Origin of the sequence: Paenibacillus sp. D9 (assembly GCF_001188365.1) — a bacterium.
In the GTDB taxonomy this organism is placed as follows: domain Bacteria; phylum Bacillota; class Bacilli; order Paenibacillales; family Paenibacillaceae; genus Paenibacillus_O; species Paenibacillus_O humicus.
The window spans coordinates 2,523,330-2,545,391 of sequence record NZ_JZEJ01000001.1 but is presented as its reverse complement, the minus strand read 5'-3'; the positions used below and the strand labels follow the sequence as shown (position 1 = coordinate 2,545,391).

The window sequence follows — 22,062 nt, the reverse complement described above, 5'->3', positions numbered from 1 at the left end:
GGCTTAGAAGCCGGTGTGATATTTACGCGCGCTGGAGGAATCGTTTTTGGTCTTGGTCTTGTCCTTCTCGTCCTGCTGCTCGATCGTCAGGTCTTCCACCGGAATGGAATCCACGTTCATCTGGGATGGATCTGCATCCATCAGGCTTTCCTTCTCCGTCGGCAGCTGCTCCGGATTGTCCCGGTCCTGGATGCTGGAGCCCTCAGGCTGATGGTCCAGCTTTTTCTTTGATGGTTCCGTCATTATGATCACCTCGTTGGATAGGTTGTACTTCTTTACCCGGCCGGGCCTGGAAGTGAACCTGGACGGTGCCATGACGAAGGATGGCAGCCTGCAGACGGCGGCCTGCCATGGATTGAATGCAAGGAGGGAACCCGATTGAAGCTGGAAAGACTGCTCGGCATCACGATGCTGCTGCTCGGCCGCAGGCGTGTCGGGGCTCAGGAGCTAGCCGAGCGCTTCGAAGTGTCGCTGCGCACCATATACCGCGACCTGGAAACGCTGAATATGGCCGGTATCCCCGTCATTTCCTATCCGGGCCTCTCGGGAGGCTACGAGATTATGGAGAGGTATCGTCTGGAGCGGCAATATTTGAGCTGCGATGAGCTGCAATCCATCGTGACAGCGCTGCGCGGAGTCGGGTCTGCCTTGAGCGGAGAGGAGCTCTCTTCGCTGATCGACAAGGTGATCGCCTTGGTGGAACGATCCGGCAACGGGAGCGGGAGCTCCTCCGGCGAGCGGGTGCTGATCGATCTGCATCCATGGAAGGAGAAGGAGCGGCATCAAGCGATGCTGAGAACCATCCATGAAGCGTTGGATGGATGCAGGCTGCTGAGCATCGTCTATCTCGACTGGCAGGGAACGAGCAGCGAGCGGATGGTGGAGCCGGTCGGACTTGCGCTGAAGGGTTACATTTGGTATTTGCACGCCTACTGCCTGAAGCGGGGCGATTACCGAACTTTCCGCCTCAACCGGATGGAACAGCTGGATCTCCTGCCGGAAACGTTCACCCGCCGTGATGTCGACCTGCGAGAGCTCGACAAGCGCATGGCGTGTCAAGACAGCCTCAAAATCGACTTGAAGCTGCTGTTTCACCCCTCGGTCAAGACAAGAGTGCTGGATGATTACGACCGGAGCTTCATTGTCATCCGGGATGACGGCTGGCTGGAGGTCGCGGATCGCGAAGAACAGGGCTATTGGCTCTATTCGCGGCTTCTCAGCTATGGGCCTCATGTCAAGGTCGTCGATCCTCCCTATGTAGCCCGCAAGCTCATGGATCAGGTAGCGGAAATCCAAGCGTTGTATGAAGCCTGATGGGCTGCCCGAACGCGGCTGGAACAGCCCGGCACGGCCGTATGGCGGAAGGCTGCATCTAGCAGAGCTCAGCTGCTCGTATGAGTGCTGCAAGCCGCTGTGCATGAATGAAGTAAGCCGCATGTATGATGAAGCGAGCCAATCTGCATGAATGAAACGAGCCGCAATGAATGAATGAATGAATGAAACGAGCCGCAATGAATGAATGAATGAATGAATGAATGAAACGAGCCGCCTTGTCTGTTGACAGGGCGGTTTTTGCCATGATAAAGTTCGATTATCAAACTATTTCAACATCGAACTTGTACAAGAAAGGAGGACTGGCGATGAGGGAAGAGCTGCTGCCGGACATCATCAAGCGGTACGAGGCCGCGAGCTTTGTCGTGACGAGGCGCTTCAACGCTTTGATCCAGGAGAAGCTTCCGGAGGATATGACCAGGGAGCAATTCGGCATTGTCCGTTATTTGAACTCGCGAGGCGAGTCGGGCGGAGGCTGCACTTCAACGGAGCTGGCGGACGCTTTTTGCGTGGGCAAGAGCACGATTACTTCCTTGATTACGCGGCTGGTCGACAAGGACTTGATCCAGCGCCATCCAGACGGCAAGGACCGCAGAGTCACGTATTTGTCGCTCACAGACAAAGGAATTCGGACAGCGAAGGAAACCGACCGGATCATCAAAGACACTCTCGGTCGTTATATCCAGGCATTCGAGGACGAAGAAGCTTTGCAGTTCATTGAAACGTTCGAGTTTCTAGCCGACAAACTAAAGAATTGATAACCGGAGGGGAATCATACGGTGAGAACGATATTGAAATGGCGCTGGGCCATATTGATTGTGTGGATAGCGGCGGCAGCCGGATTGATGCTGTCCGCTCCGGACATGCAGCAGCTCGTCAGGGACAAAGGCCAGATTACCGTCCCGGACGGCTATTCCTCGTCGATGGCTTCCAAGCTGATCAAGGAGAAGAACGCCCAGTCCTCCGACTCGTCCAAGAAGGATGAGTTGTCGGCCGTCCTGGTGTTCCACCGTGCCGAAGGGCTGAGCGCCGACGATAAAACCGCCATCCGTACGGGGCTGGACGCCATGAAGCAATCGGGCGGCAAGGAGGGGATCGTATCGGTTACAGGTCCCTTCGACCAGAAGGAGCTTGAGGACCAGCTCATCTCCAAGGACGGCAAAACGATGCTCGCCCTCGTGGGCATCCAGAAAAACGGCCGTGAAGCCGTCGACCTGCAGGATGCGCTGTACAATGCGGCTTCCGGCATCAAGACGGAGCATTACTACACTTCCGAATGGATGATCAACGAGGATCAGGTCAAAAGCTCGATGGAGGGCTTGGCGAAGACCGAGTCCATCACCGTCATTTTCATCCTTGTCATTTTGTTCATCGTTTTCCGCTCGGTCGTAGCGCCGTTCGTGCCTTTGCTCGCCGTAGGCTTGAGCTATCTGCTGTCGCAGTCGGTCGTGTCGTTCCTCGTCAAATACGCGGACTTCCCGCTCTCCAACTTCACCCAGATTTTCATGGTGGCGATTATGTTCGGCATCGGAACGGATTACTGCATCCTGCTGATCAGCCGGTACAAGGAAGAGCTGTCTCATGGACTGGACCGCACGGAAGCGATATTGGCCACTTACCGCACAGCCGGGCGCACGGTGCTGATCTCGGGGGCGGCGGTTCTGGTCGGCTTCGCTTCGATCGGCTTCTCCACCTTCGTGCTGTACCGCTCGGCGGTTGCTGTCGCCGTCGGGGTCGCCGTGCTTTTGATCGCGCTTGTCACGCTGGTTCCGTTTTTCATGGCCGTGCTCGGCAACGCGCTGTTCTGGCCGGCAAGAGGTTCTCTCGAGCATAAAGAAAGCCGCATGTGGGACCGCATGGGCCGCTTCTCCCTGCGCAAGCCGATATGGGCTCTCGTTATCCTCGCCATCTTCATCGTGCCGTTCATGGCCGCATACAAAAATACGATTTCCTTCAACTCGCTGCAGGAAATCGGGGATGAATACCGTTCCGTCAAGGCGTTCAATCTGATCTCCGACAGCTTCGGTCCCGGAGATTCAATGCCTTCGACCGTTATCCTGAAGGCGGATAAAAGCTTCGACAGCAAGGAAGGCCTGGCTGTCGTCGAGCAGATCAGCCGCGAGCTGTCGAAAGTGGACGGCGTCAAGCTCGTACGCAGCGCCACCCGGCCAGCCGGATCTCCGCTGGAAGACCTCGAGGTATCCAAGCAAGCCGATACGCTGGGCGGCGGCATCGGCCAGAGCACGGATGGACTCGACAAAATCGGCAAGGGGCTGAAGGAAGCCAGCACCAGCCTCGCGGACAATGCGCCGAAGCTGAAGCAGGCTGCCGACGGAGCCGGGGAGCTCGTCACCGGCACCGCCAGGCTGCAGGACGGAGTCGAGCAGCTCGGGCAAGGACTCGAGCGGATCCGCAAAGGGCTTGTGGACGGAACGGCAGGCGCCAAGGAACTTGGCGCCGGACTTGCGCAAGCGCAGCAGAGCGCCGAGCAGCTGGCGGCGGCAAGCGACAAGCTGCTTGCGGGCTACAAGAAGGTCGGAGGCGGATTGGGGCAGCTGTCTTCCGCATATGGAGACGCCGCCGCCAGCCAGAAGGAGCTGGCCCAAGGACTTGCCGGATTGGAGCAGGCCTTCCAGGCGCTCGGCGACAAATATCCGGAGCTGGCGGCCGACGCTCAGTTCCAGGGAGCGATGCAATCGCTCGGCCAGCTGTCCGGCGGAGCTTCCCGGCTTGCCGGTGGACTGGAGAAGCTCAATGCCCAGCTGAGCTCGGCTGCCAAAGGCATTGCGGATGCCAATGCCGGCTTGTCGCAGGCAGCAGCCGGTCAAGCGGCGCTTGGCGACGGCCTGAAGAAGCTGGCCGCGGGACTCGAATCGCTGCAGCAGGGGATTTCCCAAGCGGCAGCCGGCCAAGGTCAGGTCATCGGCCGCCTGCCGCAGGTGACGAGCGGCTTCAGCTCCCTGCAGGAAGGACAGAAGCAGCTGCAGACCGGCTTTGCCGATCTCAACAAGCAGCTGGGGCAGCTTACCGGCGGGCTTGACCAGAGTGTCGACGGAATCAGCCAAGTATCGAACGGACTCGGCGAAGCCCGGACTTATCTGGATGAGCTGTCGGCACAGCCGGATTCGGGACTCAGCGGCTGGAACCTGCCGGAGCAGGCTCTTGCCGATGCGGACTTCAAGAAGGCTCTTGAAACCTACTTGTCTCCTGAAGGCGACATAACGACTCTCGATGTCGTATTCTCTACGAATCCGTATGAAGAAACCACGCTCAATAAAATTCCGGATGTGAATGCGGCCGTGGAGCGCGGTCTGAAAGGAACCGGCTACGAAGGCTCCCAGTATGCGGTCGGAGGCATCACGAGCACGCAGCATGATCTCAATACGATTTCGGACGAGGATTATTCCCGTACCGTCATCCTGATGCTGATCGGCATATCCGTCATTCTGATCCTCCTGTTCCGTTCGATCGTCATTCCGGCCTACATCATGGCCTCGCTGCTCATTACGTACTATACGTCGATGGCTATCGCCGAGGTCGTCTTCACCCGGATTCTCGGTTATGACGGAATCAGCTGGGCCGTGCCGTTCTTCAGCTTCGTCCTGCTCATCGCGCTCGGCGTCGACTACAGCATCTTCCTGCTCGACCGCTTCCGCGAATACAAGCATCTGGCTCCCAAGGAAGGCATTCTGCGCGCCATGCGCAATATGGGATCGGTCATTCTGTCCGCCGCCGTCATTCTCGGCGGAACGTTCGCGGCGATGCTGCCTTCCGGCGTGATGTCGCTCATGCAGATCGCCACGATCGTCTTGTGCGGATTGGTCTTGTACGCATTCCTCATGCTTCCGCTGTTCGTTCCGGTCATGGTCAGGACGTTCGGAGCGGCGAACTGGTGGCCGTTCATGCAGCGCGAGAAAAGCGCGGATCATGGCTCCGAGATGCAAGGGGAGCCGTTCATGGCGGACCGGTAACGATCTGCAAGTCCGAAAGAGCAGCCCGTGAAGCCTCGCTTCGCGGGCTGCTTTCTTTTTCTCTGCATGCAGCCTTCTCCCTGCCGGATGCCGGAACCGGCGGCGTCAAGCGCCGGAATAGACGGCGCCAAGCTTGTGCTTGCAGGGCAACAAGCTTGTCAATTCGTATAGAACAGGTCGAAAAAAATATGGTACTCTAGTAGAAGCGGAATTTAGAGAGGAGCGGATATCCATATGAGCAGCGCGAGCAGTGCATTTGAGGGCATCTATCAGGGACAAAAGGCGATTTATCTGCGAGCGGGAGCCTACGAAGCGGTCATGCTTCCCGAAATCGGAGGCAATCTGGTTGCCTTCCGCGATCTGGTCAACGGATACCGGTTCCTGCGCGAGCCGGCACACGAGGACATGCAGAAGTTTCGGGAAAATTCCATCGTCTGGGGAATCCCGGTGCTTTTCCCGCCCAACCGGTACGAAGACGGCAAGTTCCCTTGGAACGGCAGAATTTATCAGCTTCCCATCAACGAGCCGGCGACGGACAACCATCTGCACGGTTTTCTCTATCAAACCCCCTGGGAAGTAGAAAGCTTCGGCCATAAGGGCGACGAGAGCTTCGTGACGGTATCGGTAAAGGTCGACGAGGACCATCCCGCCTACCGCCGGCTGCCTTTCAACTATACGGTGCGCCTGCACTACTCCCTCGGACCGGACGGCCTGTCCCAGCGGGTCACGCTCCGCAACGACGGAAGCGAATCGATGCCTTGCCTGCTGGCGTTCCATACGACGCTCAACGCGCCGTTCTCTCCGGGGAGCAAAGCGCAGGACTGCAAGCTCAAGCTGACGATCGGCGAGCGCTGGGAAATGAGCCCGAGGATGCTGCCTACCGGTTCCTTCATGCCTCTGAGCGCCGAAGAGGAGAACATGAAGGAAGACGGAGTCGATCCGTTCTGGACGGCGTTGGACCACCACTACACAGCCGTTCCCCAAAATGGCCGCAACCGGATGGAACTGACCGATACGAAGCGCGGCGTCACGCTCGTCTACGATGTCGGGACCTCCTACAAGCAGTGGATGCTGTACAACAATCAGGGCCGGGGAGAGTTTTTCTGTCCGGAGCCGCAAGTGAACCTCGTCAATGCTCCCAACATGAGCCTTCCAGCCGAGGAGATGGGGCTGTTCGGACTGGAGCCGGGCGAGATTTGGGAAGAGCGCGCCCGTTTCTACGTCAAGGTAGGCCGCTAATCTCCACAACCGAACCGGACGACAGGACGCGACATTGACGTCGATTTCCCGGGAAATGCAAGAGCCGATAGAGATCGATTCGATATCATCGAAGGAGGTTGACCATGGATCTCAACCTGAGCGGCAAACATGCGGTCATTACGGGAGGCAGCAAAGGCATCGGATACGCCACGGCGCTCACGCTGGCGCGGGAAGGCGCTCATGTCGCCCTGATCGCCCGCACGATAGAGGATCTCGAAGCGGCGGCGGAACGGATTGAGGAGGAGACCGGGGCCGGCGTCCTGACGGCGGCCTGCGATGTTGCCGATGCCGATGGAGTCAAACAAGCCGTCCTGGCCATCGCGGAGAAGTGGGACGGGAAAATCGACATTCTTGTCAATAATGCGGGAACGTCTGCGGCAGCCCCGTTCGAGGAGGTCGGCTTCGAGAGCTGGGAGGCCGATATCGGCTTGAAGCTGATGGGAGCCGTCCATATGACCCGCGAAGCGCTGCCGTTCATGAAGCGGGCCGGAAGCGGCGCCATCGTCAACGTGACGGCGATCGGAGGAAAGTCGCCTGGGGCGGCCGCGCTTCCTTCCTCGGTGACCAGAGCGGCAGGAATCGCGCTCACCAAAGCGATGAGCCGGGATCTCGCAGCCGACGGCATCCGCGTGAACGCGGTCTGCATCGGTTTGATCCGCAGCGATCAGATCGAGCGGAAGTGGAGATGCGACGCTCCCGAGCTCAGCTGGGAGGAGTATGCCCGGGATCCGCGCCATGCCGTCCCGCTCGGACGGATCGGAGAGACCCGGGAGGCAGCGGATGCCATCGTCTTCCTCGTTTCCGGCGCGGCTTCTTATATAACGGGGACGGCGCTGAATATTGACGGGGGCAAATCGCCTGTGACCTGATACCGGAGGCCGATTCGGCATCCGTCTCGAGCATTTGAGGGATAAATCCGGCGCAGAGCCAGCTTGTGCGCCTTCGCCGGCCAGAACAGGGGATAGAAAGTTGTCGAGCCAATCGAAGCGGAGAATTACGATCAGAACCAAGATTATCGCCGGTTATGCCGTCATTTTGATATGCCTGGCGATTTCGATTTTTGTCGTCTTCAACCAGCTGGACAAGGTCCAGCAAGAAACGAACTACATTACAAGCCATGATATCGAAGTGCATAATCTTACGAACAAAATCGAAAAAAACGTGCTGGACATGGAGACGGGCCAGCGGGGATTCATTGTCACCGGCGAGGATAATTATCTGGAGCCTTACCGGAACGGATTTTCGCAATGGCAGACCAACTATGACAGCTTGATGGCGCTAATATCAGACAACCCCCTTCAGATGAAAACATTGGAGTCGATCCGCTCGGTCATTGAAGAATGGCTGGCCATTACGATGCCTGTCATCGACTCCAAGCAAGACGGGGATGAAGAGGCGGTCAGGAAATTCTATGTCATCGACCGCGGCAAGCAGGACATGGACAAGCTGCGGGGAATGTTCGAGGGATTCCGCAGCACGGAGAAAACCCTTACCGCCAAGAGGCTTGCCAATCTGGAGGAAGGAAACAGCATGCTCCGCACGACGCTGCTGTCTCTGTTCGGACTGTCGATCTTCCTGTCGGCTCTGATCGGCTGGCTGCTGTCGCGCTCCATCGTCCGCACGATCCGAAATGTGACGGATTGCCTGGAGGGCATGTCCGGAGAAAGCGAGCAGAGCGCAGCCGATCTCTCGATTCGGGTCCCGATCTCGACCTCGGATGAGGTGGCCGATCTAGCCGCAGAGACGAACAAGCTGCTGGAGAAGCTCGAAGGCGAGAGCTGGATTCAGCGCTACAGCGTAGAACTGGGCTCCCGCCTGCAGGGCGCGGAGAATCTGAACGAGACGGCCGACATGGTGGTCCGCTACATCGCGGAGGCTCTGAAGGCGCCATATGGAGCGCTTTATATTTCCAATCCGCAGCATTCCCGAGCCAAGCTGACGCTTGCCGCGTCCGTCTCGGGCAGCGGATCGGGTCTGGAGGAGGCATCCGCTTCGTTCGGCTTCGGAGAAGGGCTTGTCGGCCGAACGGCTGCCGAAAAGCTCAAGCGAAGCTACACAGTGCCGGAGACGTATATTCGGATTTCCTCCGGACTGGGCAGCGCTCCGCCATCTCATTTGCTGCTGGTTCCGGTCCTGTTCGAAGGCAAGACGCTAGGCGTGCTGGAGCTCGCCTCCTTCAAGCCTTTCGAGCATCATCTGGAGACATTCGCCGAGAAAGCAGCCGACATGCTGGGCAGCGCCCTCAACAGGCTGTTCACGCAAATGCAAATCCAGAGCCTTCTTCGCGAGTCGCAGGCGATGACGGAGGAGCTGCAGGTCCAGACGGAAGAGCTTCAGACCCAGCAGGAGGAGCTGTCCGCCTCCAACGAGCAGCTTGGAAGGCAGTTCGTGCTGTCGGAGGAGAAGAACGACGAGCTGAGCCAGATTCAGGAGGAGCTGAAGCAGTATTCCGAACGGCTGGAGCAGACTTCCCGCTACAAAAGCGAATTTCTGGGCAACATGTCCCATGAGCTGCGGACGCCGCTCAACAGCATGCTGATTCTGTCGGAAATGCTGGCCGAGAATCCGGCCGGGAATCTGTCCGAGAAAGAAGAAGAATTCGCCCGCGTCATCCATTCCGCCGGGGAGGATCTGCTGGATCTGATCAACGACATCCTTGATCTGACGAAGATCGAGGCCGGACGCATGGATCTGCATGTGGATGCCATCAACATGTCGGAGCTGCCGGAGAGCGTGTTCTCCGGATTTTCCGGCATTGCGCACAAGCATCAGCTGGACTTCAAGATGAACTGCGGCGAGGATGTTCCGGCCACTCTGTACACGGATGAAAGAAAGCTGCGGCAAATTCTCAAAAACCTTCTTTCCAACGCCTTCAAGTTCACCCCTCAGGGAGGAGTGTCTCTGGAAATTGCGCTCGTCCCCGCTGAAGAAGCCGCTAAGCTGCTTCCGCAAGCCGGCGGGGAGAAGATCGTCTCCTTCAAAATCAGCGATACCGGAATCGGGATCGATCCTTCCAAGCAGGAAGTCATCTTCGATGCCTTCCAGCAGGCCGACGGCACGACGAGCCGCCAATTCGGAGGCACCGGCCTCGGCCTCTCGATTTCCCGCGAGCTTGCCGGATTGCTGCGCGGGCTCATCACGCTCGACAGCAGCCCGGGAGCGGGCAGCGCGTTCACCTTGTATGTTCCGTCGTTGTCCTCCTTGGCGAATGCCGAGGGAGGAACGAAGCAATCGGCTGAAGCTGAATCGCCTTCCTTCCAGGCGACGCCGGAGCGGAGAGACCGGGAGCGGTCTTCGGCAACGGCCGAAGCCGCCAAGCAGCAGGCAGCCGCGTCATCAGACCGGATCCCCAGCCATCCGGCTCTGGCAGGCCGGCTTATCCTGCTCGTCGATGACGATATCCGCAATGTCTACAGCCTGTCGAATGCCCTGGAGATCGAAGGGGCGGAGGTGCTGACGGCGAACAACGGCGAGGAGGCGCTTCAGCTTCTGGACGAGCGGGAGGATATCGACGTCGTCCTGATGGATATGATGATGCCGGTCATGGACGGTTATGAAGCGACGAGGCGGATCCGCGAGCATCCCCTGTACCGCGATATTCCCGTCATCGCTCTGACCGCGAAGGCGATGATGCAGGACCGGGATCTATGTCTGGCCGCAGGGGCTTCGGATTACATCAGCAAGCCGATTGCGATCGAGCAGCTGTATTCCCTGATCGAAGTGTGGATGCCGAAGAAAAAAAGGGTTTGAACGGGCATGGCGTCCGGGTAAAAGGGAACAATATCCAATGAAGAGAAGGCTTGAGGTGATTTCCGATGAAAACGCAAGGTCTGTTAATATCCGGCTTGGTTTTTGCCTTGCTTATTGCCATATTCGCTGTCATCAACGTCGATCCGGTGCTGGTCAACTTCATGTTCGCGACGACGAGCGCGCCGCTTATTCTGGTCATCCTGATCTCGGCTTTGCTGGGCGGCCTGAGCACGGGGCTGTTCGGAATCATCCGCCAGTACCGGCTCCAAAGGGAGATCAAAGGATTGAAGAGAGAGCTGGATGAATCCCGGGCGCTGCACAGCTCCGACCGGCCCGTCATCCAGGATCGGGACCTGCTTGCGGAGCATGACAACGGATTGTTGAAACCGGCTGAATAAATTTCGATGCCCAAAGGCTGCGCCGTTCAAGCGGCGCAGCCTTTGCCATTGGCGAAGCTTGTCCATTTAGGAGGTCAACGATGAACTGCGAGGATCTGACGCTTCATACCGACAAATACCAGGTCAATATGATGTATGCCCACTGGAAAATGGGCACGCATAACCGTAAAGCCGTCTTTGAGATGTATTTCCGCAAGCTGCCCTTCGGCAACGGGTTTGCTGTTTTTGCCGGCTTGCAGCGCATTGTCGATTACATCTCCAAGCTGGCCTTCAGCGAAGAGGATCTGGACTATCTCCGCGCCCAGGAGGAGCGTTACGAGGAGGCTTTCCTCGACGAGCTGCGCTCCTTCCGTTTTACGGGTACGCTTGAAGCGGTGCCGGAAGGAACGCTCGTATTTCCGGGAGAGCCGCTGATCCGGGTCGAAGCGAGAATTATGGAAGCCCAGCTCGTGGAGACGGCCCTTCTGAACGCGGCCAATTTTCAGACGCTGATCGCGACCAAGGCATCGCGGGTCAAGCAGGCGGCCGGAGACGATACGCTGCTCGAATTTGGGACCCGGCGCGCCCAGGAAATGGATGCGGCCGTATGGGGAGCAAGAGCGGCTTATATCGCCGGCTTCCATGCCACCAGCAACATGAGAGCCGGCATGATGTTCGGCATGCCGGCAAAAGGAACCCATGCCCATGCCTGGGTCCAGGCGTTTGACAGCGAGCTGGAAGCGTTCATGAATTACGCCAAGGCGCTCCCGGATGGAGTCACGCTGCTTGTCGATACGTACGATACGCTCAAAAGCGGCGTCCCCAATGCCATCCGGACGGGAGAAGAGCTGAGGAAGGAAGGCAAGGAGCTTCAGGGCATCCGGCTCGACAGCGGCGATTTGGCGGTGCTGTCGAGGGAAGCCAGGCGGATGCTGGACGAAGCCGGATTCCCCGATGTGAAGATCGTCGCTTCCAACGACCTGGACGAGCACATCATCATGAATCTCAAGGCTCAAGGCGCGCGGATCGATACATGGGGCGTCGGCACGCAGCTGATTACGGCGGCGGATCAGCCCTCCCTCGGAGGCGTATACAAGCTCGTCGCCCGTGAGAAGGACGGCCGTTACGAGCCGGTGATCAAAATCTCCGGCAACCTGGATAAAGTGTCGAATCCGGGCGTCAAGGACGTTTACCGCCTGATCGATCGCCGAAGCGGCATGGCTGTGGCCGATTTCATGACTTTGCGCGGAGACACGGCGCCGGTGGAAGGAGCGGTGCTGAAGCTGGTCGATCCGGCCCACCCGTATGTGACGGCAGAGGCGGAGGATTATGCGGCCGTTCCGCTGCTGAAGGCAGTTTTCCGGGACGGACGGCTGACGGGAGAGCTGCCTGCACTGGATGAGATTCGTGCCTACCACGCCGGGCAGCTGAAGCTGTTCCGCCAGCCGCATCTGCGCAAGCTGCATCCGGAGCCGTATCCCGTTGCTTTCAGCGAGTCGCTATGGAGCCTGAAGACGGAGATGATCCAGCGTGTCAAGCCAAGAACGGGAGGGCGCTGATTCCGCGGAGCGCCCGCTCGGCCCCCGCTCGCTGCCGCTTCGGCTGCTGCTCGGCATCGTCCATGCCGGATCTTGGATGACGGGCTTGACCTTGCCGCGGATGCGCCCTCGCATGAGGCTGTTCATGAAGGGCTTGGATGCGGCCGCAGCCCTGCGGGTGGAAGGCAGGGCAGTCTGGAAGGACATAACCGCGACTGCCCATGACGGCCGCATGATTCCTGTTCGCCTGTATCGGCCCGAGAGCGCAAGCGAGTCGGTCAAGCTCCCGATTGTGCTGTATTTCCATGGCGGCGGCTTCGCTCTTGGCGACCACACCGCCCGGCATCGATACAATCGGGCCTGGTGCGTCCTGAGCGGCTGCATGCTGCTGTCGGTCGGATACAGGCTGGCGCCGGAGCATCCGTATCCGGCCGGAGTGGAGGATGCTTACGACGTGTTGAAATGGGCCTCGATCCATGCGTCCGGCTTGGGAGGAGACGGCGGCCGGATCGCCGTGGCGGGCGAGAGCGCCGGCGGCAATATCGCCGCTGTGACGGCTTTGCTGGCCAAGGAGCGCGGAGGGCCGGACATCGCCTGCCAAGCGCTGCTGTATCCGGCGGTCGATCTGACAGGCGGCGCCGGCAGCGCGGCACAGCCTTCGCTGCGGGAGAACGGCAGGCAGTATATGCTGACGCTGCGGCTGCTGCAGCAGTTCGCGTCCGGTTATGCCCCGGAGGACAATCGAAGAAAGCCCGCTGTGTCTCCGCTGTTGGCGGATACGCTGGAGGGCTTGCCCCCTGCGCTCGTCGTCACGGCGGAGCTGGACCCGCTGCGCGACCAGGGGCATCAGTATGCCGAGCGTCTGCGGCGGGATGGAGTCGCGGTGGAATACCGCTGCTACGCGGGAATGATTCACGATTTTACGGCGATGATGCCGGGCTGGATTCCGGCTGCCGGACACTCGCTGCGGCTGGCGGCCGCCTTTGTTCGGCGGGAGCTGGCCGCTGCAGGCAGCAGGATGGCGTTCGATGCGGATGCGGATCTGGAATGTTCCCCTGACGGGGAAGAGAGCTCGGCGCTCATGGACTCGATCTTGAGGGAGCGGAGTCCGGAGCTGATAGTCCGGGAGGAAGGATGGAGCTAAATGAATGCTGAAGAGCGTATGAACAGGCTGGAGGAAGAGAACATGCAGCTGCGGGACCGCCTGTCCGGGTTGGAGCAGGAGAAGGCTTCTCTCGAAATGGAAGTCGCCAGGCTAACGGCGGAGATGCAGCGGCTGCGCCGAAGAATGGGCGGCAGCGGCTCGTCCATGTCGACCAAGCTGCAGGATGCGCTGCGGGAGTAGAGGCTTGGACTTGGGGGGCATGCATTCGTTATAATAGAAGAAAGGCTCCATACATGGGTCCTTGCCTGATGACTAATTACGATACCCCAGGAGGGATTGCGATATGGCAAACGAGCAAGTAGCAACATTCGCCGGTGGCTGTTTCTGGTGCATGGTATCTCCGTTCGAGGAGCAGCCGGGCATTATCAAGATCGTCTCCGGCTACACAGGCGGACATAAGGAAAACCCGACTTACGATGAAGTGTGCGCAGGCAATACCGGCCATACGGAAGCCGTGCAAATCACTTTCGATGCCGATGTGTTCCCGTACGCCAAGCTTCTGGACATCTACTGGCAGCAGGTCGATCCGACGGATGCGATGGGCCAGTTCGCGGACCGCGGCGACTCATACCGTCCCGTCATCTTCTACCATAGCGAGGAGCAGCGCAGGCTGGCGGAGGAATCCAAGCGCAGCCTGGAGGAGAGCGGACGCTTCGACCGCCCGATCGTCGTCACGATCGAGCCTGCGGCAACGTTCTACGATGCGGAGGACTATCATCAGGACTACCACAAGACGCATCCGTTCCGCTACAAGATGTACCGCAAAGGCTCCGGCCGCGACGCCTTCATCAAGGAAAATTGGACGATGAAGAAAAACGAGGACGAGCTGCGCGCGCGGCTCAACCCGATGCAGTACGAAGTGACCCAGAACAACGGCACGGAGCCTCCGTTCCGCAACGAGTTCTGGGATCACAAGGAGGAAGGCATCTACGTCGACATCGTTTCGGGAGAGCCTTTGTTCAGCTCCCTCGACAAGTTCGACTCCGGCTGCGGCTGGCCGAGCTTCACCCGTCCGCTGAACAAGCAGGGCGTGAACGAGAAGACGGACACGAGCCATTTCATGGTCCGTACCGAAGTCCGCAGCACCCGCGCCGATTCCCATCTCGGCCATGTGTTCGACGACGGACCGCAGGACCAGGGCGGTCTCCGTTATTGCATCAATTCCGCTGCGCTGCGTTTCATTCCGAAGTCGGAGCTGGAGCAGGAAGGCTACGGCGAGTATGTTTCCCTCTTCCAGTAAGGTTTAACCGGCATGCACAAAACAGCCGCCCGGCGTCATCGCGAGATGATGCCGGGCGGCTGCTTGCGTTTATCCGGTCCAGGTCCAAATCCAGGTCAAGGGCTATCCCTGCGCGGAAACTCCGTTCAGGAAATAGAGCTCGAACAGCTTCATGATTTCCTCTTCCTTCATCGGCTGCCCCGATGCGGCCGGCCAGTCGCTGACGAGCGTGATGAACAGCTTGATCAGCACATAGGCGGTAAGCTTGGGATCGCAGGGCTTGATCTCGCCTTTGGCGATGGCGTCCTGGACGGCGCCGCTGACAAAGCCGTTCAGCGCTTCTTCGGTCATGCGGATGCCGAAGCCGGCCGCCGCGGTTCCGAATTCCTTCATCTCCAAGGAGAGGCGGACGCTGAGCTCATGCTCGCGGCGGTAGGTGAGCACGTCGAGCAGGCAGCGGTGAAGATTTTCGGCGAATGGCTTGTCCGGATCGATGGCGGCCTCCGCCACCGCGAGAATCTCTTCAATGAAGTTGTTCATGATTTCTTCGAACAGCTGCTCTTTATTATCGAAGAAAGTATAGATGGTTCCTTTGCCGACTCGCGCGATTTTGGCCACCTGATCCATCGTAGTGGCTTTGTAGCCGAACATGGCAAAGGATTTGGCAGCGGCGTTGACGACTTCCGTTCTCCGGTCGATGGACATGAAAGGGATCGCTCCTTTATATCGGGGTTCCTCAGCCATGACATTCATTGACCGTGGAACGAAAAATGTATTGTGGTCATTCGAAACAATCATAACTTTTCTATACGGAGAACCGCAACGGCCGTTTCATTTTTTATTTGAAGAGACAGCTTTTATTTGAAGAGACAGCGCTTGCACTTCGGAGGAGCTCTTGCAAGATGACGGAGAGCGTGTTAAAGTAGTTTTTGACCAACTGACCGAAATTGATTTTTGGTCATAACTTGGAGGAGAGCTCAATGACCCGGCGGATTGTTCTCGCTGGTTAGCATGCGCAAGCCGGCCGAAAAAGATAAACGAAAGATAGGGTGAGGAATGCAATGAAAGCCTTGAACGTCGTCGGCAAAGACCTGAAGGACATGTTCAAAAAGCCGATGCTTGCGATTTCGTTCATCGCCGTCGCGTTTGTTCCTATTTTGTACAGCGGATTTCTAATCAAGGCTTCATGGGATCCATACGGCCATCTGGAGAAGCTGCCGGTTGCCGTCGTGAACGAGGATGCCGGAGCGGTGTACAAGGGAAAAACGCTTGACGCAGGACATGATTTCATCGACGAGCTGAAGAAAAACGAGAAATTCGACTGGCAGTTCGTAAGTCCGGAACAAGCGGAGCAAGGAATGAAAAACAACGATTATTATATGACGATCCGGGTTCCCAAGGATTTTTCCGCAAAAGCGACGACCTTGATGAACGACAATCCGGAGCGGGCCGAAATTATTTTTGAGCCTAACGGCGACTACAACTTCATTGCCGGCCAGATCGGCAACAGCGCGATGAAGGATATTCGCGCCGATCTGAGCTCCGGCATTACGAAGGCGTATACCGAGAGCATGTTCGATCAGGTCAAGGAAATATCGGACGGCTTCTCGGAGGCCAGCAACGGCGCCGGGGAGCTGAAGGAAGGAGCCAGCAAGGTCGATGACGGAGTGGCGAAGCTCAAAAGCAATCTCGCCAAGCTCGCGGAAGGCACGCAGAAGCTGCAAAGCGGCATGGATCCGCTCAGCGAGGGAGCCGGCAAGCTGAAGGACGGCACGCAGTCGCTCGTCAGCGGCAGCGGAAGCCTTGCGAGCGGCCTCGGCCAGCTGCATGCGGCTGGAGGCCAGCTGGAACAGGGGGCTTCCGCGGCCAAGCAGGGAACCGACAAGCTGGCCGCAGGGCTGCAGCAGTCGGCGGACGGAAGCGCCAAGCTGCAGCAAGGGCTGCAGCAGTCGGCGGACGGAAGCGCCAAGCTGCAGCAAGGCTTGCAGCAGACGGCGGACGGAAGCGCCAAGCTGGCGGATTCGCTGGCCTCGGCCGAGGAAGCCGGCGCCAAGGTGGCCGGCGGAGCCGAGCAGGTCGCGGCTGGCTGGGAGCAGCTCGTCAAGGCGAATCCCGAGCTCGCGGACAACGAGCAGGTGAAGCAGCTGCTCGCCGCGACGCAGCAGGTCGCGCAGGGCAGCAGCCAGCTGAGCGCGGCTCAGAAGCAGCTGACCGCAGGCGGCCAGCAGCTGGCTGCCAGCCAGCAGCAATTGCTTGACGGCGGCAAGTCGCTGAACGGAGCCCAGCAGCAGCTGCTGGCAGGAAGCACCTCGCTCAGCGCCGCTCAGAAGCAGCTGCTCGCCGGAGCGCAGCAGCTGCAAGCCGGCACCGGCCAGCTGGAGACGGGACTGCAGCAGTTCAATAGCAAGCTCGGCGACGCTGTATCCGGCGGAACCAAGCTGGCGAGCGGAGCGAAGGATCTCAGCAGCGGCGCCTCGCAGCTTGCGGGCGGCCTCGGCCAGCTGGCCGGCGGCGTCGGTTCCGTCGCGGACGGAACCGTCAAGCTGGAAAATGGCGCAGGCGAGCTGAAGGACGGCACGACCAAGCTGATCGACGGCTCGGGAGAGCTGCAGACCAAGCTGAAGGAAGGCGCCGACAAAACTTCCGACATCAAGGACGGGCAGCAGACGGTGGATATGTTCGCCGATCCGGTCCAAATCAAAGAAGACGGCTCGCGCAAAATCGAGCTGTACGGCGTCGGCATCGCCCCGTACTTCATCTCGATGGCGCTGTTCGTCGGAGCGCTGTTCTTCACGACCGTCATTTCATCGCGCCATTCGTTCCAGGAGAGCGCGGGCAGGCTCGGACGCTTCATGAGCCGCACATCGGTGTATGTGCTCATGAGCATCAGCCAGTCGGTCGTAGCGACGCTGATCCTGATGTACGGACTCAAGCTGACGATCGCGGATAAGCCTTTGTTCGTCGCCCTCGTTTTTGCCGCCAGCCTGACCTTTACGCTCATCGTTCAGGCTCTCGTCACCTGGGGCGATCAAGTCGGCCGCTATCTGGTCGTTATGCTGATGATTCTGCAGCTCACCTCGAGCGCGGGCACCTTCCCCAAGGAACTGCTGCCTGAATGGATGCAGGCCGTGAATCCATGGCTGCCGATGTCCCACAGCATCACGGGGCTCAGAGCGGCGATCGGCAGCGGCGACTCGTCGGTCATTTACTCGCAAATGGGTTGCCTGGGCATCTATGCGGCGATCGCGCTTGCCTTGACCGCTCTTTACTTCGGTATATCCGGCCGCAAGAAATCAAGCATCGACGCGGTGCAGGAGCCGGCCGTGCCGGTCTGATCCTTTCGTAATGAATTATGAACTAAAGAGACTGCCCTACCGTCATGACAATGACTGGGCGGTCTTTTTTTTGTTTTAGCGCAATTGTTCGAGGAGGCATACGCATGCATGAGGCTGAGTGAATCCCGCATGGCGGAATGAGAAGGGCGGCAATCCCACACGGCGAAATGAGAACCAGCTGTAGAATTAATGGGGAAAAGGGGATAAATCAGGACTTAAAAAAGGACTTGAAAAAGGACTGGGAACACGGATTCGGCAAGCGAAAGATTTCAATTGCCAGGATGTTCAATGGATGGTATAACCTACCTTGGAATCGTTTTTATGTGGATTATATGGAGGAATATGGGTGGGGAACAAGAGAATCGGCATCAGAATTGTGGCTGCAGGACTATCGGGCTTGCTCGCTGCGACGATCGCAGCTCCATCGAGCGGATTCGCCAGCGGGACAAGCGCCGGCACGACAGCCGCGGCATCGGCGCCTTCGGCTTCGAGGGCGAGCGATATCCAGGGGCACTGGGCCCAGAGCGAGCTGGAAAAATGGCTGGCGGAAGGCAAGCTGAAAGGGTATGACGACGGAAGCGTGCATCCCAACGATCCGGTCAAGCGCAGCGAGCTCGCCGCTCTGATCAACCGGGCGTTCGGCCTTCAGGGCGCTTCGGCAGCCGGTTTCAAGGATATCAAGCCGGGCAGCTGGGAATATTCCACGGTGGCGACAGCCGTTTACGCCGGTTATGCGGGCGGTTATGAGGACGGCACGTTCCGTCCGTCCGCCAAGGTCACTCGCCAAGAAGCGGCGGTCATGCTGGCGAGCGCATCCGGCAGCAAAGGCGGCGCGGAAGCTCCGGCGGCATTCGCGGATGCGGACAAGCTGGCTTCCTGGAGCCGGGCGGCAGTCGCGTCTCTCGTATCTCAAGGCGTGCTGAACGGCTACAAGGATGGCACGTTCCGTCCTGGAGGCCATCTGACGAGAGCTGAAGCCATCGTCGCGATCGGCAAAGCCGCGCAGGCTGCCGAGGCGGCAAAAGGCACGCTCTACAGCAGCGAAGGCGTCTACGGTCCGCTGGCGGGATCGCGCACGCTCAAAGGAGACGTGTCGGTCACGGCCCCCGGCGTCACGATCCGGAATACCGTTGTCGAAGGAGACCTTGTCCTTGGCGAGGGCATCGGCGAGGGCGACGTCTTCCTTGCCGGAGTCGCCGTCAAGGGAACGACGTATGTGCGCGGAGGCGGCCTTCACTCCGTCCATATCCAGAACGGAACGCTTTTCCGCGTCTTCGTCGAGAAGAAGGGCTCTCCGGTACGGATCGCCGCAAGCGGCGGCACCGTTCTGGATGAGCTGACCTTCCGTTCGACTACGGCAGGCTCGCTTCTTGAACTGAGCGCTGGGACGACGGTCCGCAAGCTTGTTCTGGATGCTCCTATTGAAGCGAGTGGAACAGGCGTTATCAAGGAAGCCCTGCTTGGAACGGGAGCTTCGGCGTCCAAGTTCGAGACAGCGCCTCAAGCCTTGAGCGGAGCCGGTGTCCCAACCCCATCACCGAGCAGCGCGCCGATCGTCGGCGGGGGAGGCTTCTTCCCGGTCCCGGTGCCCTCAGCGACGCCAGCGCCTACGGCGACTGTTGCGCCGACGCCGAGCCCAACGCCGACGGCGACTGTTGCGCCGAGCCTGAGTCCAGCACCTACGGCGACACCGTCCGTCGCACCTACACTGACGCCAGCGCCGACTATAGCGCCAACGCTGAGCCCTCCGCCAACGGTGGCGCCGACCGTCCAGCCGACGACAACTCCGCCGCCATGGTTTCCCGGGCAGCAGGCCGCTCTTTCTTCCTTGTCCATCAGCGGTTATCCCCTTGCTTGGTGGGGAGACAGCGGCAAGACAGGATTCGATCCGAAAGAGCATGAGTACAAGGTCGTCCTTCCTCTTAGCTATGCAGCCGGACCGCTGCAAGTGAACGCCGCCGCTTCCGGCGATCTGAAGGTGAGCGTAGAAGTTCAGACGGTATATGGAGAAGAGGTAGCTCCCAAGGCGGCTCTGAAAAACGGCTCGTTCACTTATGTTCAAGCTGCGCGCCAAGCCAATTATGTCTATGTCGGCATGGCTGGTCTGGACGGAGAGAGCCTTGGAGGCTATACAATTCTCGTTACCTACGAGCGTACGCTTGCGGAGAAGACGACCGTCAGTCCGGGCTTATTCGACATCAGTGGGCTTAAAGCAGGCGATCGCGTAAGCCTGTTCCTGAATAAATCGGATGAGACGGCATACGATGCACAAGTGGCCACTAACGATTCCGTTTCTCTAAGGGCAAGCACCAGCATGGAAGGAACGGTCTGGCTGAGCCTCAATGGGGGGGAGAAGGAGGCTTGCTCCTACAATTTCTATCCTTTGGAGCCGAACTCCGCCGCTGGTCTGACGGCCTCTCAATTGACCGATGCGGAAATGAAAGACAGACATCTTGACGGCAACTATTCCATCCGGTTGAGCTTTGACGGACAGCCTCTAAGCGTTGCGGGTGCTGTCTACGCGGCAGCCGGCAGCTGGAGAGCCGATCCCGGGCAGCATGCCACCCGCGAGGAGGGCAAACGCTATTTGGCGACGGATGGCGCCCTCCGAAAAATTAATACTCCTTTCACGGAGATTTATTGGGACTGGGGATACGCTCCGAGCGATTTTGATACGTACTTCAAGGTCTTTCTCTACGATGCTTCCTATCATGTGGTAGGCTTTGCCGTTGTTCCGCTGCATGTCAAGACGGCAGTCAATCCGGCTGTTGTCCGCGAGATGATCAAACGGATTCCGGTGCCTGTGACATTGGATTTCGAGAGCTTGGTCATCGACGCCCGAGCCGCTTACAACAGGCTCAGTCAAGCGGAGCAGGCTTTGGTGACGAATTCGGCGGACCTGCTCTCCGCCGAAGCTGCGATAGCCAGGCTGAAACAGCCTGAACAGATAGGCGACGTCATCAAAGGCTTGACTGTGGAAGGAATGACGCTCGATAAGCCTTTTGATCCGATGACACAGGTATATTTCGCTTCGGGCGGGATAGCAGGCTCGGCGACTTCCGTAAAGTTCAATTTTGACTTTAATGCAGAAAAAGTTTCCATCCATGCTCAAACGGAAGGCATGGTTCAGGACAAGCAGGTAAAAGCAAAGCTCAACAATGGATCCTTTGAATTTAATTTCGACAGCAGATTCATGAGTACGGTTCGATTTGATGTAAGTTCGAAGACGGGTGATCTCATTAGTTATTCCTTCCTGCTCGCTCCATCTTACCGGCTTGGCTTTACGGCTGCTGGATATTTTTCCGTCATCGGCGCTGGGGCAGATACGGTGGTAAAGGTTTATTCAAGCCCGGAAGCGGTTGAGCCGCTTGTTCAAGGAAGAGGATACAGCGATATAAGAGCGTTCTCGACAAAGCTTTGGAACAGGGATCTCCAAGGGGAGAAAGGAAGCATTTGGGTTTCGATTGCCAAGGATGGGCAAGCCGAATCCCCGAGAATAGAAGCGAAGTATGACTTCACTCCCTTGAATTTCATTCCTGGAAACCAATTCCTGATTGCGACCGACAATCCCAATGGAGACCTGGAAATGATGCAAAATGTGGGATTTTCATTCGTTTCAGCTACTGGATTAAAGGCAAATCCCGCTGCTATGGGCATGAATGTCCGTTATGTTTCGTATATCCAGAGTCCTTTTGAAGGTCAAGGAATAACGGTACAAACGGCCGTTCAAGACGTCTTCTATTCTGATGTCGATAGTTCTCGCGGTATCGTTACCTATAATTCCGACGCCCGCAAGAGAACAATCACGAAAATCGTTGTCATGTACGACGAGAAGTTGAACCCCATCGGATTCAACTTCAATGATTATCCGGTCGCCATTCATGTGACGCCTAAAGTAGTCATCACTCTAATCAAGCAAATATCCGTCTTCAACTCGGAAGCTTACTTCGTTGAAATCGCACGGGCTGCCTATGATCTTTTGAACGAGGAGCAAAAGGGCCAGGTTACGAATCTGGCCACGTTGACGGCAGCTGAAGCGGCGTTGAGCCATCCTTAATCGTCATGCAGCGCCGACCAGTCTTCCGGAGTCCGGAATGGCTGGTTATCGAAGCGGA

At 58.3% G+C, this 22,062-nt stretch carries 15 protein-coding genes; 13 read left to right on the top strand and 2 right to left on the bottom strand.

The features are described 5' to 3' along the window. Positions 1-3 precede the first annotated feature (3 nt). A complete protein-coding gene (locus VE23_RS11630) occupies positions 4-243 on the bottom strand; it encodes a hypothetical protein (protein WP_048745585.1) in 240 nt (79 codons plus the stop codon). A 135-nt stretch (positions 244-378) separates the two neighbouring features. On the opposite strand from VE23_RS11630, the gene VE23_RS11625 reads away from it, so the two are divergent. The 11 genes from VE23_RS11625 to msrB all read left to right on the top strand — a co-directional run bounded on the left by VE23_RS11625 (position 379) and on the right by msrB (position 14,633). Then, positions 379-1,314, top strand: coding sequence for a helix-turn-helix transcriptional regulator (locus VE23_RS11625; RefSeq protein ID WP_049868021.1), 936 nt, complete (start codon positions 379-381; stop codon positions 1,312-1,314). 326 nt (positions 1,315-1,640) lie between these two features. Next, entirely contained in the window at positions 1,641-2,090 is a 450-nt protein-coding gene (locus VE23_RS11620; protein ID WP_048745583.1) for a MarR family winged helix-turn-helix transcriptional regulator, read from the top strand. 21 nt (positions 2,091-2,111) lie between these two features. After that, positions 2,112-5,303: an efflux RND transporter permease subunit gene (locus VE23_RS11615; protein ID WP_049868020.1), complete on the top strand. Its 3,192-nt coding sequence runs from the start codon at positions 2,112-2,114 to the stop codon at positions 5,301-5,303. Positions 5,304-5,537: 234 nt separating this feature from the next. After that, positions 5,538-6,542: an aldose 1-epimerase gene (locus VE23_RS11610; protein ID WP_048745579.1), complete on the top strand. Its 1,005-nt coding sequence runs from the start codon at positions 5,538-5,540 to the stop codon at positions 6,540-6,542. Positions 6,543-6,646: 104 nt separating this feature from the next. Beyond that, positions 6,647-7,432 carry an SDR family NAD(P)-dependent oxidoreductase gene (locus VE23_RS11605; RefSeq protein ID WP_048745578.1) on the top strand — a complete coding sequence of 262 codons (786 nt, stop codon included), beginning with the start codon at positions 6,647-6,649 and terminating at the stop codon, positions 7,430-7,432. A gap of 100 nt (positions 7,433-7,532) precedes the next feature. After that, on the top strand, positions 7,533-10,313 hold the full coding sequence (locus VE23_RS11600; protein WP_049868019.1) for a CHASE3 domain-containing protein: 2,781 nt from the start codon (positions 7,533-7,535) through the stop codon (positions 10,311-10,313). 65 nt (positions 10,314-10,378) lie between these two features. Continuing rightward, positions 10,379-10,711 carry a LapA family protein gene (locus VE23_RS11595; RefSeq protein ID WP_048745587.1) on the top strand — a complete coding sequence of 111 codons (333 nt, stop codon included), beginning with the start codon at positions 10,379-10,381 and terminating at the stop codon, positions 10,709-10,711. An 80-nt stretch (positions 10,712-10,791) separates the two neighbouring features. Further along, a complete protein-coding gene (locus VE23_RS11590) occupies positions 10,792-12,249 on the top strand; it encodes a nicotinate phosphoribosyltransferase (protein ID WP_048745576.1) in 1,458 nt (485 codons plus the stop codon). Continuing rightward, the gene (locus tag VE23_RS11585; RefSeq protein ID WP_048745575.1) at positions 12,221-13,372 is read left to right on the top strand and encodes an alpha/beta hydrolase; all 1,152 of its coding nucleotides are present in this window, start codon (positions 12,221-12,223) and stop codon (positions 13,370-13,372) included. The genes VE23_RS11590 and VE23_RS11585 overlap by 29 nt, the downstream gene beginning before the upstream one ends. Further along, positions 13,373-13,573, top strand: coding sequence for a hypothetical protein (locus tag VE23_RS11580; RefSeq protein WP_021881870.1), 201 nt, complete (start codon positions 13,373-13,375; stop codon positions 13,571-13,573). It begins immediately after the preceding gene. A gap of 103 nt (positions 13,574-13,676) precedes the next feature. Continuing rightward, positions 13,677-14,633 (top strand): peptide-methionine (R)-S-oxide reductase MsrB, encoded by a 957-nt coding sequence (gene msrB, locus VE23_RS11575; protein WP_021881871.1) that lies wholly within the window; start codon positions 13,677-13,679, stop codon positions 14,631-14,633. A 102-nt stretch (positions 14,634-14,735) separates the two neighbouring features. Here msrB and VE23_RS11570 read toward each other — a convergent pair whose 3' ends face one another. Then, positions 14,736-15,317, bottom strand: coding sequence for a TetR/AcrR family transcriptional regulator (locus VE23_RS11570; protein ID WP_049868018.1), 582 nt, complete (start codon positions 15,315-15,317; stop codon positions 14,736-14,738). A gap of 356 nt (positions 15,318-15,673) precedes the next feature. Here VE23_RS11570 and VE23_RS11565 point away from each other — a divergent pair, with 356 nt between their 5' ends. Then, the gene (locus VE23_RS11565) at positions 15,674-17,947 is read left to right on the top strand and encodes a YhgE/Pip domain-containing protein (RefSeq protein WP_049868017.1); all 2,274 of its coding nucleotides are present in this window, start codon (positions 15,674-15,676) and stop codon (positions 17,945-17,947) included. Positions 17,948-18,293: 346 nt separating this feature from the next. Then, positions 18,294-22,004 carry an S-layer homology domain-containing protein gene (locus VE23_RS11560; protein ID WP_049868016.1) on the top strand — a complete coding sequence of 1,237 codons (3,711 nt, stop codon included), beginning with the start codon at positions 18,294-18,296 and terminating at the stop codon, positions 22,002-22,004. The last annotated feature ends 58 nt before the right edge of the window (positions 22,005-22,062 follow it).

What these genes read in the sequence shown, in the direction of transcription:
- VE23_RS11590 (WP_048745576.1), top strand. Translation starts at nt 10,792, where the DNA reads ATGAACTGCGAGGATCTGACGCTTCATACCGACAAATACCAGGTCAAT.
- VE23_RS11570 (WP_049868018.1), bottom strand. Translation starts at nt 15,317, where the DNA reads ATGTCCATCGACCGGAGAACGGAAGTCGTCAACGCCGCTGCCAAATCC.
- VE23_RS11605 (WP_048745578.1), top strand. Translation starts at nt 6,647, where the DNA reads ATGGATCTCAACCTGAGCGGCAAACATGCGGTCATTACGGGAGGCAGC.
- VE23_RS11620 (WP_048745583.1), top strand. Translation starts at nt 1,641, where the DNA reads ATGAGGGAAGAGCTGCTGCCGGACATCATCAAGCGGTACGAGGCCGCG.
- VE23_RS11630 (WP_048745585.1), bottom strand. Translation starts at nt 243, where the DNA reads ATGACGGAACCATCAAAGAAAAAGCTGGACCATCAGCCTGAGGGCTCC.
- VE23_RS11565 (WP_049868017.1), top strand. Translation starts at nt 15,674, where the DNA reads ATGAAAGCCTTGAACGTCGTCGGCAAAGACCTGAAGGACATGTTCAAA.
- VE23_RS11610 (WP_048745579.1), top strand. Translation starts at nt 5,538, where the DNA reads ATGAGCAGCGCGAGCAGTGCATTTGAGGGCATCTATCAGGGACAAAAG.
- VE23_RS11580 (WP_021881870.1), top strand. Translation starts at nt 13,373, where the DNA reads ATGAATGCTGAAGAGCGTATGAACAGGCTGGAGGAAGAGAACATGCAG.
- msrB (WP_021881871.1), top strand. Translation starts at nt 13,677, where the DNA reads ATGGCAAACGAGCAAGTAGCAACATTCGCCGGTGGCTGTTTCTGGTGC.
- VE23_RS11595 (WP_048745587.1), top strand. Translation starts at nt 10,379, where the DNA reads ATGAAAACGCAAGGTCTGTTAATATCCGGCTTGGTTTTTGCCTTGCTT.